The organism is Mumia sp. zg.B53 (genome assembly GCF_019550935.1).
Taxonomy (GTDB): Bacteria; Actinomycetota; Actinomycetes; order Propionibacteriales; family Nocardioidaceae; genus Mumia.
Genome location: NZ_JAHWCK010000002.1, coordinates 508,727 through 520,749, shown reverse-complemented (window position 1 = coordinate 520,749; position 12,023 = coordinate 508,727). Strand labels below are relative to the sequence as shown.

Annotated in this window: 16 protein-coding genes; 8 read left to right on the top strand and 8 right to left on the bottom strand. The window is 70.9% G+C overall.

Annotated elements, in window-relative coordinates:
- Window positions 1-21 precede the first annotated feature (21 nt).
- Window positions 22-207 (top strand): 50S ribosomal protein L28, encoded by a 186-nt coding sequence (rpmB, locus tag KV102_RS13660; RefSeq protein WP_220344242.1) that lies wholly within the window; start codon window positions 22-24, stop codon window positions 205-207.
- A gap of 115 nt (window positions 208-322) precedes the next feature.
- On the opposite strand, the gene KV102_RS13655 is transcribed toward rpmB, so the two are convergent.
- Entirely contained in the window at window positions 323-1,291 is a 969-nt protein-coding gene (locus KV102_RS13655; RefSeq protein WP_220344241.1) for a thiamine-phosphate kinase, read from the bottom strand.
- A 141-nt stretch (window positions 1,292-1,432) separates the two neighbouring features.
- Here KV102_RS13655 and KV102_RS13650 point away from each other — a divergent pair, with 141 nt between their 5' ends.
- Together KV102_RS13650 and KV102_RS13645 are read left to right on the top strand one after the other, a co-directional pair.
- On the top strand, window positions 1,433-1,669 hold the full coding sequence (locus KV102_RS13650) for an Lrp/AsnC family transcriptional regulator (RefSeq protein ID WP_220344722.1): 237 nt from the start codon (window positions 1,433-1,435) through the stop codon (window positions 1,667-1,669).
- The gene (locus KV102_RS13645) at window positions 1,648-2,130 is read left to right on the top strand and encodes a DUF3515 domain-containing protein (RefSeq protein ID WP_308290334.1); all 483 of its coding nucleotides are present in this window, start codon (window positions 1,648-1,650) and stop codon (window positions 2,128-2,130) included. The genes KV102_RS13650 and KV102_RS13645 overlap by 22 nt, the downstream gene beginning before the upstream one ends.
- Before the next feature lie 21 nt (window positions 2,131-2,151).
- Here KV102_RS13645 and KV102_RS13640 read toward each other — a convergent pair whose 3' ends face one another.
- On the bottom strand, window positions 2,152-3,276 hold the full coding sequence (locus tag KV102_RS13640) for a D-alanine--D-alanine ligase family protein (RefSeq protein WP_220346588.1): 1,125 nt from the start codon (window positions 3,274-3,276) through the stop codon (window positions 2,152-2,154).
- Between the two features lie 37 nt (window positions 3,277-3,313).
- Here KV102_RS13640 and KV102_RS13635 point away from each other — a divergent pair, with 37 nt between their 5' ends.
- Window positions 3,314-4,381 (top strand): PLP-dependent aspartate aminotransferase family protein, encoded by a 1,068-nt coding sequence (locus KV102_RS13635; RefSeq protein ID WP_220344239.1) that lies wholly within the window; start codon window positions 3,314-3,316, stop codon window positions 4,379-4,381.
- Window positions 4,382-4,409: 28 nt separating this feature from the next.
- Here KV102_RS13635 and KV102_RS13630 read toward each other — a convergent pair whose 3' ends face one another.
- Both KV102_RS13630 and KV102_RS13625 read right to left on the bottom strand, forming a co-directional pair.
- The gene (locus KV102_RS13630) at window positions 4,410-5,411 is read right to left on the bottom strand and encodes an NAD(P)H-dependent glycerol-3-phosphate dehydrogenase (protein WP_220346587.1); all 1,002 of its coding nucleotides are present in this window, start codon (window positions 5,409-5,411) and stop codon (window positions 4,410-4,412) included.
- Between the two features lie 5 nt (window positions 5,412-5,416).
- Window positions 5,417-6,187 carry a 1-acyl-sn-glycerol-3-phosphate acyltransferase gene (locus tag KV102_RS13625; protein WP_220346586.1) on the bottom strand — a complete coding sequence of 257 codons (771 nt, stop codon included), beginning with the start codon at window positions 6,185-6,187 and terminating at the stop codon, window positions 5,417-5,419.
- A gap of 32 nt (window positions 6,188-6,219) precedes the next feature.
- Here KV102_RS13625 and cofC point away from each other — a divergent pair, with 32 nt between their 5' ends.
- Both cofC and KV102_RS13615 read left to right on the top strand, forming a co-directional pair.
- Window positions 6,220-6,882: a 2-phospho-L-lactate guanylyltransferase gene (gene cofC / locus KV102_RS13620; protein WP_220346585.1), complete on the top strand. Its 663-nt coding sequence runs from the start codon at window positions 6,220-6,222 to the stop codon at window positions 6,880-6,882.
- A gap of 5 nt (window positions 6,883-6,887) precedes the next feature.
- The gene (locus KV102_RS13615) at window positions 6,888-7,079 is read left to right on the top strand and encodes a hypothetical protein (RefSeq protein ID WP_220344235.1); all 192 of its coding nucleotides are present in this window, start codon (window positions 6,888-6,890) and stop codon (window positions 7,077-7,079) included.
- A 51-nt stretch (window positions 7,080-7,130) separates the two neighbouring features.
- Here KV102_RS13615 and KV102_RS13610 read toward each other — a convergent pair whose 3' ends face one another.
- From KV102_RS13610 to leuC, 3 genes are all read right to left on the bottom strand, one after another.
- Complete coding sequence (locus tag KV102_RS13610; protein ID WP_220346584.1) at window positions 7,131-7,916, bottom strand: HU family DNA-binding protein; 786 nt, start codon at window positions 7,914-7,916, stop codon at window positions 7,131-7,133.
- A 194-nt stretch (window positions 7,917-8,110) separates the two neighbouring features.
- Window positions 8,111-8,710: a 3-isopropylmalate dehydratase small subunit gene (leuD, locus tag KV102_RS13605; protein ID WP_220344233.1), complete on the bottom strand. Its 600-nt coding sequence runs from the start codon at window positions 8,708-8,710 to the stop codon at window positions 8,111-8,113.
- A gap of 23 nt (window positions 8,711-8,733) precedes the next feature.
- On the bottom strand, window positions 8,734-10,140 hold the full coding sequence (leuC, locus tag KV102_RS13600) for a 3-isopropylmalate dehydratase large subunit (RefSeq protein ID WP_220346583.1): 1,407 nt from the start codon (window positions 10,138-10,140) through the stop codon (window positions 8,734-8,736).
- 105 nt (window positions 10,141-10,245) lie between these two features.
- Here leuC and KV102_RS13595 point away from each other — a divergent pair, with 105 nt between their 5' ends.
- Entirely contained in the window at window positions 10,246-10,965 is a 720-nt protein-coding gene (locus tag KV102_RS13595; protein WP_220344231.1) for an IclR family transcriptional regulator, read from the top strand.
- Between the two features lie 35 nt (window positions 10,966-11,000).
- Here the strand turns inward: KV102_RS13595 and KV102_RS13590 are convergent, their stop codons facing one another.
- A complete protein-coding gene (locus KV102_RS13590; protein WP_220346582.1) occupies window positions 11,001-11,702 on the bottom strand; it encodes a VOC family protein in 702 nt (233 codons plus the stop codon).
- Between the two features lie 78 nt (window positions 11,703-11,780).
- On the opposite strand from KV102_RS13590, the gene KV102_RS13585 reads away from it, so the two are divergent.
- Entirely contained in the window at window positions 11,781-12,002 is a 222-nt protein-coding gene (locus tag KV102_RS13585) for a hypothetical protein (RefSeq protein ID WP_220344229.1), read from the top strand.
- Window positions 12,003-12,023 lie beyond the last annotated feature (21 nt).

Sequence of the window (12,023 nt, the reverse complement as noted above, 5' to 3'; positions counted from 1 at the left end):
ACTCAACCGGGAGTGTTCGCTGTGGCTGCAGTCTGCGACGTGTGCGGCAAGAAGCCGGGTTTCGGCAACAACAAGCCGTGGTCGCGCAAGCGCACGCGGCGTCGTTTCGACCCCAACATCCAGCGCGTGCGTGCGGTCGTCGGTGCGACTCCGAAGCGCATGAACGTGTGCACCGGATGCCTCAAGGCCGGCAAGGTCAGCCGCTGACCGGATCGCCGGTCGGTCGCCGCTGACGCTGCGACCCCGCGTCCTCGCACGACGAGGCGGGCAACACCCTCTGGGTGGGCCCGCCTCTTTGGCGTCCCCCTCGGCGCGGGGCGCCTCAGCGGTAGTGCTCGTGTCCTTCCGGGCCGTCCCACGCAGCACCGTCCACCGTGACGTCACCCTCGCCGTCCACGACCCGCCCGACGATGGTCCAGCCCTCCGGCGCACCCCGGTCTGCAGGAAAGGTCGCGGCCAAGGTGTGGTCGTCTCCACCGGTGAGCAGGAACCCCAGCGGATCGGCGTTGGTCGCCGCCGCCACGTCCGCGATCGGGTCCGGGACATCGAAGGCCGAGCCCACCAGCGCGATACCGACGCCGCTCGACGTCGCCACGTGGCCGAGGTCTGCCAGCAGGCCGTCGCTGACGTCGATCATCGCCGTCGCTCCGTGCGCCGCGGCACGCGGTCCCTCGTCGTACGGGGGCTCGGGCCGCCGGTACGCCTCGACGAGCACCCTCGGGGACCGGAACCCACGCGCGAGGACGTGGAGACCCGCCCCCGCCCACCCGAGTCGGCCCGTGATCGCGACGAGGTCGCCGGGGCGAGCTCCCGAGCGGAGGACCGGCGCCTGCGCGGACTCCCCCAGCACCGTGATCGCCAGGGTGATGGCGTCGGCAGCAGTCACGTCGCCGCCGACGACCTCCGCGCCCACGAGCGCGGCCTCCTCGACGATCCCCCGGGTCAGGTCCTCCGCCCACACGGTCTCGAGGTCTCCGGGAGCGGCGAAGCCCACGGTGAGCGCCGTGGCGACACCGCCCATCGCCATGACGTCGGCGAGGTTGGCCGCGGCCGCCCGGCGGCCCACGTCGTAGGGCTCGGCCCAGTCCCTGCGGAAGTGACGGCCCTCGACGAGCATGTCGGTCGAGACGAGCACCGAGCCCGCCCCGACGCGGACGAACGCGCAGTCGTCCCCCGGCCCGACGATGACCCGGCTCGACAGTGGTTCACGGGCTACCCGGGCGATCAGCCCGAACTCGCCGAGCTCGCCGATGGTCCGCCCGCCGCTCGTCTCCGCGCGTGTCGTGTCCATCTGCCCATCCTGTCATCGCGGTCACACCGCCACCCCGCCGCCGCGGCCGCGGCCGCGCGATCCCTCAGCGTCACGACGCCGTCACGATCCTGTAGCGTGTCGGAGGCGGTGAACGTTGTCGAGCCACGGAGGAAGCCCAACATGGTCGTGCAGGCCTACATCCTGGTCCAGACCGAGGTCGGCAAGGCTGCCGACGTCGCCACCGCGATCGCTGAGGTCAGCGGCGTGACGCTCGCCGAGGACGTGACCGGACCGTACGACGTCATCGTCCGCGCGGAGGCCAAGCACGTCGACGAGCTCGGTGAGATGGTCGTCGCGCAGATCCAGCGCATCGACGGCATCACCCGGACCCTCACGTGTCCCGTCGTGCACCTCTGACCCACCCCCGGCGGACCGCCCTCGCCCTCGGACTGGTCGCTCTGGCCGCCCTGACGCCGGCCTGCGCGGACACTGTCGCGATCGACCCTCCCACTCCGTCCGACGACGTGGCGGCGATCTGCTCCGCCATGCTCGACGACGCGCCGGCGACGGTCGCCGGACAGGACTCGGTCCGTGTCGCACCGGCCGGCTCGGGACGTGCGTGGGGAAGCCCGGCGATCGTGCTCCGGTGCGGCGTCGAACGCCCTGCCAGCCTCGAGCGGACCTCGCGCTGCGACGTGGTCGACGACGTCGGGTGGTTCAGCCAGAAGGACGACGAGCGCTACGTGTTCACGACCATCGGCCGCCAGGCGTACGTCGAGGTCGCGGTCCCGCGTCGCTACGACCCGCCCGCCGAGGCGCTCAGTGACCTGGCCGCCACGGTGGCCGAGCACGACCCGGTCGTCACGCCCTGCGTGTGAGGGGTCGAGCGCCGCCAGCGGTCAGCGCAGGTCGGTCGGACGCGCGAGCGCGTGCGCGATCAGGCGCTCGACCAGCTCGCGGTAGCCGAGCCCCTTCGACTCCCACACCTGGGGATACATCGAGTACGGGGTGAACCCGGGCATCGTGTTGACCTCGTTGATGTAGAGCGTTCCGTCGAGGAGGAAGAAGTCCACCCGGGCGAGCCCTTCGCAGCCCAGGGCCTCGAAGGCGCGAGCGGCCTTGGCGCGCACGCGCTCGACCAGGATGTCCTCGAGCGGAGCGGGGATCAGGTTCTTGGAGGTGCCGTCGAGGTACTTGGCGCTGAAGTCGTAGAACTCGTGCCCGGAGCCGAGGTCGACCGCGATCTCGCCCGGCGCGCTGACCTCCAGGGAGCCGTCCGGGTTCTGGAGAACCCCACACTCGATCTCGCGCGCGTCGGCCGCGGACTCCACGATGACCTTGGGGTCGTACTCCTCGGCGAGCGCGATCGCCGCGGCGAGGCCGTGCTCGTCGTGGACGAGCGTCCCGCCCATGCTCGAACCCGCACGGGAGGGCTTGACGAACACGGGGTAGTGGAGAGACGCGACGGTCTCCCTCACGGCCGCGGCATCGGTGCGCCACTCGTCGGCGGTCACGACGGCGTACGGCAGCTGAGGGAGCCCGGCAGCGGCGAAGAGCTGGTTGGCGACGGCCTTGTCCATGGCGACCGCGCTCGCCAGCACGCCGGAGCCCACGTAGCGGATCCCGGCCATCTCGAAGAGCCCCTGGATGGTCCCGTCCTCGCCCCACGGGCCGTGAAGCAGCGGGAACGCCACGTCGACGCGCGCCAGCACGCGGCTGGACCCGTCGGGCTCGAGGGCCAGCAGGCGCTCGCCGGCGAGGGCCACGGGCGTGCCGGTGGAGTGGACATCGGGGAGGCCGTCGGCGTCGGTGGTCATCGCGTCGTCGGCCAGAACCCAGAGGCCGTCACGGGTGATCCCTACGGCGACCACGTCGTAGTGGTCGCGGTCGATCACCCGCAGGACCTCTCGAGCGGTCATGCAGGAGACCGCGTGCTCGCTCGACCGGCCGCCGAACACGATCAGGACGCAGGGGCGACCGGACGTGGGCGCCAGGGTGGACGTCTCGGAAGTCGTATCGCTCATCGGGGCGACCCTATCGTGAGGCTCCACAATGGTCGGCATGGCTCGCTCACACACCTTCAGCCCAGAGACCCTCGTCGTCGCCGCCGGGCGCCCCGCCCGCACCCCCGACTCGCCCCTCAACGTGCCGCTGACACCCGCGAGCACCTATGTCGCCGGGGGCGAGCTCGAGTACGGAGGCTTCGGCAACCCGACCTGGGCGGCGTTCGAGGACGCCGTCGGTGCGCTCGAGGGCGGACAGGCGGTGATGTTCGCCTCGGGGATGGCTGCCGCGAGCGCCACCCTGTCGCTGGTCCCCGACGGCGGCGTCGTCGTCGTTCCTCGCCACGCCTACAACGGTGTGCTGGGCCTCCTCTCGGAGGCGGAGAGGCGCGGGCGGATCCGGTTGCGGACGGTCGACGTCACCCTGCCCGGTGCGATGGTCGACGCCGCGGAGGGGGCGGCGATGGTGTGGATCGAGTCGCCGACCAATCCCGCCCTGGAGGTCGTCGACATCGTCGAGGTCGCGACCGCCGCGCGGGCTCGCGGCGCCCTGGTCGTCGTGGACAGCACCTTCGCGACGCCGCTGGTCCAGCAGCCGCTCGCGCTCGGCGCGGACGTCGTGGTCCACTCTGCGACCAAGCTGCTGGCCGGTCACAGCGACGCGCTCGCTGGTGTGGCGGTCGTCGCGGACGACGCGACGTACGCTCTGCTCAAGTCGTACCGCCGGATGCACGGGGCCGTGCCGGGGACGCTCGAGGCGTATCTCGCGACCCGTGGGCTGCGAACCCTCGCCGTACGGTTCGAGAGGGCCCAGGACAACGCTCGGCGGGTCGTCGACGCCCTGCGGTCCCACCCGGCCGTCAGCGAGGTGCGCTATCCCGGGTTCGGGACGATCTTGACGTTCGAGCCGGTCGCCGGTGCGGACGCGGCGCACCGGGTGGTGACCTCGAGCCGGTTGGTCGTCTGCGCGACCAGTCTCGGCGGCGTGGAGTCGACCTGGGAGCGCCGCAGGCGGTGGTCCGGCGAGCCCACCACGGTGCCTGAGGCGCTCATCCGGATGTCGGTGGGCATCGAGGGGTTCGACGACCTGTGGGACGACGTCGAGACAGCGCTCGGTCACGCCTGAGGCGTACGCCGCCTCGTCCGGGCACGCGTCAACGGACCTCAGGCTGCGGCGTACGCGAGACCAGCGCCGCGACGAGCTCCTTCGGCGTGGTCTCCCCGCGGATCAGAGCGGCGACCTGCTCCACGATCGGCATGTCGACACCGTGGAGGCTGGCCAGCTCCGAGAGCGAGTCGCTGGACTTGACGCCCTCGGCGACCTGCCGGGTGGAGGAGACGATCTCGTCGATGCTCATCCCCCGGCCGAGCTTCTCTCCGAAGGTCCGGTTGCGCGACAACGGTGAGCTGCACGTCGCCACCAGGTCGCCCATGCCCGCGAGCCCCATCATCGTCATGGGGTCGGCTCCCATCGCCATGCCCAGCCGTGCGGTCTCGGCCAGTCCACGCGTGATCACCGACGCCTTGGCGTTGTCGCCGAACCCGAGACCGTCGGCGACGCCGACAGCCAGGGCGATCACGTTCTTGGTCGTGCCCGCCAGCTCGCAGCCCACGACATCGGTGTTGGTGTACGGCCGGAACGCAGGGCTGTGGCACCAGGACTGCAGACGCTTGGCGACCGCCTCGTCGGCACAGGCGACCACCGCGGCGGCCGGCTCGCGCTGGGCGATCTCGCGCGCCAGGTTGGGTCCGGTCACGACCGCGACGCGCTCGGGTCCGGCGCCGGTGAGCTCGGCGATGACCTCGCTCATCCGCAGGTGCGTCCCCAGCTCCACACCCTTCATGAGGCTCACGACGACCGCGTCCTGGGGGATGTGGCGGGCCCAGTCGGTGAGGTTGGCGCGCAGCTGCTGCGACGGCACCGCCAGGACGACGACCTCCGCGCCGGACAGGACGATCTCCGGGTCGTGACTGGCCTTGATCGTCTCCGGGAGCAGGATCCCGGCCAGGTACTCCGGGTTCTCGCGCGTCTGGTTGATCGCGTCGCAGACCTCCGTCCGTCGCCCCCACAGGTGCACCTCGTTGCCGGCGTCTGCCAGCACCAACGAGAAGGCGGTCCCCCAGGAACCGGCGCCCAGGACAGCGGTCTTCGCCATGCGTACTACTCCTTCGTGGCGTTCAGGCGTCGCGGTCGCGGACGCTCTCTGACCCGCGGATCGTCCAAGGACATGCGCTGCGTCGGCACCGGCAGGTCGCGGAGCTTCGCGAGCTGCTCGGTGACGGCATCCATGATCCGATCCGTGGCCGTCGCGAGGATAGCCGCCGAGACCTCCTGAGCGCGAAGGTCGTCCAGATCGACCGGCGGACCAGCCGAGATCTGCATGGTCTTGCGAGGCAGCAGGTGCGGCCGGCCGTACGGCTCGAGGAGCATGTTGGGACCCCACTGCGCGATGGGCACGACCGGCTTCCCGGTCGCGAACGCGACGCGAGCCGCGCCTGTCTTGCCCGACATCGGCCACTCGTCGGGGTCTCGGGTGATGGTCCCTTCGGGATAGAAGATCACTCCCTCACCGTCAAGGACCGCCTGCTTCGCGGCGGCGAACGCGTCCGTGGCCGTGGTGGTGCCGCGGTAGACCGGGATCTGTCCCGTGGCGCGCAGGATCTTGCCCACGACCGGGAGATCGAGGATCGCCGCCTTCGCGAGGTAGCGCGGGGGGACACCGTTGTCGTACAGGAAGTGCGCCAGCATCACCGGGTCGATGTGCGAGACGTGGTTGCAGGCGATCACGAACCCGCCATGAGAGGGAAGGTTCTCGACGCCGCTCCACTCCCGGCCCACCATCGCCGTCACCGGCACGCGCAGCGCCGCGACGATCGTCCGGAGCACCATCCCCGGGTCGCGCCCGGGGGACGCGGTGGCAGCGGTCTTCACCGGCCCGAGCCTAGTTCATCCCGGCGGGTGCGATGACGCTCTTCTGGGCCCGTTGGGGCAAGATCGATCCCGTGGCAGGACGGTGGGCCCTGGTGGTCCCGGTGAAGGACACCGCGGTGGGCAAGTCCCGGCTCGCGCCGCTCGGCGCGCAACGGCCGGCGCTGGCGCGCGCCATGGCGCTCGACACGCTCGAGGCCGTCGTCGGCAGCCCGCTCGTCGCCCGTGTGGTCGTGGTGACCTCCGACGGCGCGCTGGCCGATGCCGTCCTGTCCGAGGTGAGCACCGACGTGGAGGTGGTGCCCGATCCCGGCGCAGGTCTGCGTGCCGCGGTGCTGGCCGGCGCGGGCGTCGCGGCCGACAGCGGTCTGCACCTCGCGGTCGTGACGGCCGACCTGCCGGGCATGCGCCCGGAGGACCTCGACGCGGCCCTGACCGAGGCCGATGGATACGAGATGTCGATGGTCGCCGATGCCGACGGGGTGGGGACGACTCTGCTCGCGGTGACCGATCCGACGACGCTCGATCCCCGGTTCGGCGAGAGGTCGCTCGACGCGCACCGCGCAGCCGGGGCGGAGTCGCTCCCCGCCGCACTCGGGCTGAGGCGCGACGTCGATCTCCCCGTCCACCTCGACGAGCTTCGGGCGCTGCTCGGCCCGCGCACGGCCGCCGTCGTCGCCCGGCTCGCGATAGGGTGAGCGCCGTGCAGGCGACCATCGCGAGCTACGACGCCGACCAGGGCGGCACGCTCGTCCTCGACGACGGGGTCACCATGGAGTACGCGGCGGACGTGGTCGTGGCGTCGCCGGTCCGCCACCTCCGTCCGGGGCAACGGGTGATCGTCGAGCTCACCGACGGGGCCGACGCGACGGTGCGCGCGCTGCGGATCCACTGAGGCGGGCACAGGTGCGGCCCCAGCGATGGCCGGGGCCGCTCCTGTGGCTCGTCAGACGCGTGCGGTTGCCCGCGCGGGCGCCCTCTTCGCGGTGCCGGAGGCCTTCTTCGCCGCCGTCTTCTTGGCGGTGGACTTCTTGGCGGCGGTCTTCTTGGCGGCCGCCGCCTTCTTGGCTGCGGTGGTCTTCTTGGCGGCGGGCCGCTTTGCCGCGGTCGTCTTCTTGGCGGTGGACTTCTTGGCCGTCGACCTGGTGGCCGCGGTCGTCTTCTTCGCCGTGCTCTTCTTCGCCGTGCTCTTCTTCGCCGTGCTCTTCTTCGCGGTGCTCTTCTTCGCCGCGCTTGTCTTCTTCGCCGGCGACTTCCTCGCCGTGCTCTTCTTGGCCGCGGTGCTCTTCTTCGCCGTGCTCTTCTTCGCGGCGCTCTTCTTGGCTGCGGTCGTCTTCTTGGCGGCCTTCTTCGCCGTCGTCTTCTTCGCCGGCGACTTCGCCGTCCTCACACCTGCCACCACGTTCTTCAGCTCCCCTCCGGGTTTGAACTTCGGGATGGTGCGATCCGCGATCACGTGGATCTCCCCCGTCCGCGGATTCCGAACCTCACGGCCGGTGCGGATGGACTGGTGAAACACTCCGAACCCGCTGAGCACGACGCGCTCTCCCCCGGAGAGCCGTTCGGTCAGCGTCGTGATCACTGCGTCGAGAGCGCGGCGTGCCTCGGCGCGGTTCCCCTCGAAGGAGACCGCGAGTGCCTCGACGAAGTCGCTCTTGTTCAACGGTTCCTCCGTGAGCGGTTCGGTATTTCGCTTTTGACGGTAAGCATTCCGCTTGTCCGTCTCAAACACCGTAGGGGTATTTGACCGAACGTGTTGCGTCGTGCCGCGGCGACGGTGTCGCGCCGTGTGGCGCCACCGGTCCGCGAACGCGCACCGAGGCAACGACGACGAAGCCCGGAAACCACCGTGGCTGCGTGGTTTCCGGGCTTCGTCGAATCGACACTCTCCGCGACGTCACCTCGTCTGGGCGACGTCGCGCTCTGTCACATCGTCACGGGCTTGAAGGACGGTCGCGACGACTCGTACGTGCTGATCGCGTCCTCGTGCGAGAGCGTGAGGCCGATGTCGTCGAGACCCTCGAGCAGTCGCCAGCGGGTGTAGTCATCGATGTCGAACGAATCCTCGACGCGGTCGATGCCCTCGCCGGCGACGACAGTGCGCGCGACCAGATCGACGGTGACGGTCGTGCCCGGCTGCGCCTCGATCAGGTCCCAGACCTTCTGCACCGTCTTCTCCTCGACCTGTGCCGCCAGGAGGCCGGCCTTGCCCGAGTTGCTCCGGAAGATGTCACCGAAACGCGGCGAGATCACCACGGCGAACCCGTAGTTCTGCAAGGCCCACACCGCGTGCTCGCGCGACGACCCGGTGCCGAAGTCCGGTCCGGCGACGAGCACGGTCGCGCCGGCGTACGCCGGCTGGTTGAGGACGAATGCCGGGTCCTTGCGCCATCCGGCGAACAGCCCGTCCTCGAACCCGGTGCGCGTCACGCGCTTGAGGTACTCGGCAGGGATGATCTGGTCGGTGTCGACGTTGCTGCGTCGCAGCGGCGCGGCCACACCGGTGTGCGTGCTGAACTTCTCCATGAGGTTCTCCGTCCAGTCCGGGGTCAGGCGTGCGCGAGGTCGGCGGGTGAGGCGAGGTGACCGAGGACGGCCGTCGCCACGGCGACCTCGGGTGAGACCAGGTGCGTTCGTCCGCCCTTGCCCTGGCGTCCCTCGAAGTTGCGGTTCGACGTCGAGGCGCTCCGCTCCCCCGGCATCAGCTGGTCGGGGTTCATGCCGAGGCACATGGAGCAGCCCGCGCCGCGCCACTCGGCTCCTGCCTCCTTGAAGACGACGTCGAGCCCTTCCTCCTCGGCCTGCAGCCGGACCCGGACCGATCCCGGGACCACGAGAAGGCGGGTGTCGTCGGCCACCGTGCGACCCTCGATCCACCGAGCCGCCGTCCGCAGGTCCTCCATGCGGCCGTTCGTGCACGAGCCGATGAAGACCGTGTCGACGGGGATGTCGCGCATCGGCGTGCCGGCCGTGAGACCCATGTAGTCGAGCGCGCGCTGCGCGGCGATCTTGTCGCTCGGGTCGTCGAAGTCGTCGGGCGAGGGGACCACGGCCGAGAGCGGAACGCCCTGACCCGGGTTGGTGCCCCAGGTGACGAACGGGGTGACCGTCGAGGCGTCGATCGTCACGACCTTGTCGAACTCCGCGTCGTCGTCGGTGGCGAGGCTCCGCCAGTGCTCGACCGCAGCGTCCCAGTCCGCGCCCTTCGGCGCGTTGGGCCGGCCCTGGAGGTAGGCGAAGGTGGTTTCGTCGGGAGCGATCATGCCGGCCTTCGCACCCCACTCGATGGACATGTTGCACACCGTCATCCGCGACTCCATCGAGAGCGAGCGGATGGCCTCTCCGCGGTACTCGACGATGTAGCCCTGGCCGCCGCCGGTCGTCTCCTGCGCGATCAGCGCAAGGATCAGGTCCTTGGCGGTGGAGCCCTCCGGCAGCTCTCCGACGACGTCGACGGCCATCGTCTTGGGCGTGGCCTGCGGCAGCGTCTGGGTGGCCAGCACGTGCTCGACCTCGCTCGTGCCGATGCCGAACGCGAGGGCGCCGAACGCACCGTGGGTCGACGTGTGGGAGTCGCCGCACACGATGGTCATGCCCGGCTGGGTCAGACCCAGCTGAGGACCGACGACGTGGACGATGCCCTGCTCGATGTCGCCCATCGGGTGCAGCCGCACTCCGAACTCCGCGCAGTTGCGGCGCAGGGTCTCGACCTGGGTCCGCGACACCGGGTCGGCGATCGGCTTGTCGAGGTCGGTGGTCGGGATGTTGTGGTCCTCGGTCGCCAGCGTCAGGTCAGGGCGGCGTACGGCACGGCCCGCGAGCCGTAGACCGTCGAACGCCTGCGGGCTGGTCACCTCGTGGATGAGGTGGAGGTCGATGAAGAGCAGGTCCGGCTCTCCGTCGGCACGCCGTACGACGTGCTCTTCCCACACCTTCTGTGCAAGGGTCTTGCCCACTGCTCTCTCCTCCACCACCATGGCCCACGACGGACCTTTCTCGGCGAGCGGCCTCACGCTCGGCCCCTGCTTGCATTTCACAATGCGAGACGGCAATATCAAGGCATGGACAACTCTAGCGGAGTCGGCGTTCTCGACAAAGCCGCCCTCGTCTTGTCGGCGCTCGAGGCCGGGCCCGCCACACTCGCCGGTCTTGTCTCGAGCACCGGGCTCGCCCGGCCGACCGCGCACCGACTCGCGGTCGCGCTCGAGCACCACCGCCTGGTGGCCCGCGACATGCAGGGAAGGTTCGTGCTCGGACCACGGCTGCTGGAGCTCTCCGCCGCGGCCGGCGAGGACCGCCTCCTCGCGGCTGCCGGACCAGTGCTCGCGAGGCTGCGGGACATCACCGGCGAGTCCGCCCAGCTCTTCCGGCGCCAGGGCGACTACCGGGTCTGCGTCGCCGCCGCGGAGCGACCCACCGGCCTCCGCGACACCGTGCCGGTGGGCAGCCAGCTGACGATGCGGGCAGGCTCTGCGGCTCAGATCCTCCTCGCCTGGGAGGATCCCGAGCGGATGAACCGCGGCCTCCAGAACGCTGCGTTCACCGCGGCCGCGCTGTCGCAGGTACGCCGCCGCGGCTGGGCGCAGAGCGTCGGTGAGCGGGAGCCCGGCATCGCGTCGGTGTCGGCCGGAGTCCGCTCGCCCTCCGGCAAGGTGATCGCCGCCGTCTCGGTCTCCGGCCCGCTCGAGCGGCTCACGCGCCAGCCGGGACGGATGCACGCGCCCGCCGTCGTCGCCGCCGCCGAGCGTCTCTCACAGTCGCTGCGTCGCAGCGGCGAGTAGGCGCTGACGACCGCGAGCGCGGCAGCGCGTGGGAATCATCCGGCGCGGACCCAGAACTCGTTGCCGTCCGGATCGGCCATCACGACGACACCGTCTCGGCCGGCCTCGAGCCGGGTGGCACCGAGGGCGACCAACCGATCGATCTCGCGCTCCTGAAGGCCCGGGGCGGCGAGCAGGTCGAGACGCTGCCGGTGCGGCCGGGTCTCTGCGGTGACCGGCGGACCTCCCCAGGCCACCTTCGTCCCGCCTCCGAGCGACTGGATGGTGGTCTCCTCGTCCTGGTCCCACACGAGCGGCCATCCCAACGCCTCGCTCCAGAAGGCCCCGACCGCCCGGGTGCCCTCACACGCCAGCTCGCCGAGGAAGCCACAGCCGGCCAGGTACGCGTTGTCGGGCTCGATCACGCAGAGCGCATTGCCCTCCGGGTCTGCGAGGACGATGTGTCCCTCCTCGGGACGCTGACCGACGTCGAGGTGCGCTCCGCCGAGAGAGAGCGCCTTCGCCACCGTCGCGCGCTGGTCGTCGGAGTCTGCGCTGGTCAGGTGAAGATGCATGCGGCGGGGGCCGGTGGTGACGGTGGGGCTGGGCGCGAACCTCAACCCGAGCTGGCCGTCCTCGCCCGGCAGCAGCGCGGCGTCCACCTCGTCGACGACGTCGCGCTCCAGCAGCTGGGCCCAGAACCGTGCCAGCCGAGTCGGGTCGTGCGCGTCGAAGGTCGCTGCTTGCAGGGTGACCATCGTTCGAGGTTAGGTGTCGGCCATCGGCGACGTCGAACGACTTTCGGGGCGCCACGGAGGTGCCGTAGAGTCCGCGGGATGGGTGGTCAGGCAGCGGGATTCGAGTACGTCATGCGCGCCGACGGCAGCGTGATCATCACCCACCACGGCCGGGTGGCGGCAAAGCTGCGCGGCGGCCGCGCCGCCGAGTTCCTCGCGGAGGTCGAGAACGATCCGCAGCTCGTGATGGCCCGCTGGACGGGCAACTACCGGCACGGCAACGAACGGACGGCGCGCCAGCACCCTCGCAACCGCCGCTGAGTACGGGAGCGACCGCGGTGG

Bases quoted from the DNA above. Each gene is read 5' to 3' on its own strand.
- KV102_RS13655 (WP_220344241.1), bottom strand. From the start codon at position 1,291: ATGGACACGACACGCGCGGAGACGAGCGGCGGGCGGACCATCGGCGAG.
- KV102_RS13630 (WP_220346587.1), bottom strand. From the start codon at position 5,411: ATGGCGAAGACCGCTGTCCTGGGCGCCGGTTCCTGGGGGACCGCCTTC.
- KV102_RS13640 (WP_220346588.1), bottom strand. From the start codon at position 3,276: ATGAGCGATACGACTTCCGAGACGTCCACCCTGGCGCCCACGTCCGGT.
- KV102_RS13590 (WP_220346582.1), bottom strand. From the start codon at position 11,702: ATGGTCACCCTGCAAGCAGCGACCTTCGACGCGCACGACCCGACTCGG.
- leuD (WP_220344233.1), bottom strand. From the start codon at position 8,710: ATGGAGAAGTTCAGCACGCACACCGGTGTGGCCGCGCCGCTGCGACGC.
- cofC (WP_220346585.1), top strand. From the start codon at position 6,220: ATGACGCTCTTCTGGGCCCGTTGGGGCAAGATCGATCCCGTGGCAGGA.
- KV102_RS13585 (WP_220344229.1), top strand. From the start codon at position 11,781: ATGGGTGGTCAGGCAGCGGGATTCGAGTACGTCATGCGCGCCGACGGC.
- KV102_RS13635 (WP_220344239.1), top strand. From the start codon at position 3,314: ATGGCTCGCTCACACACCTTCAGCCCAGAGACCCTCGTCGTCGCCGCC.
- KV102_RS13650 (WP_220344722.1), top strand. From the start codon at position 1,433: ATGGTCGTGCAGGCCTACATCCTGGTCCAGACCGAGGTCGGCAAGGCT.
- KV102_RS13595 (WP_220344231.1), top strand. From the start codon at position 10,246: ATGGACAACTCTAGCGGAGTCGGCGTTCTCGACAAAGCCGCCCTCGTC.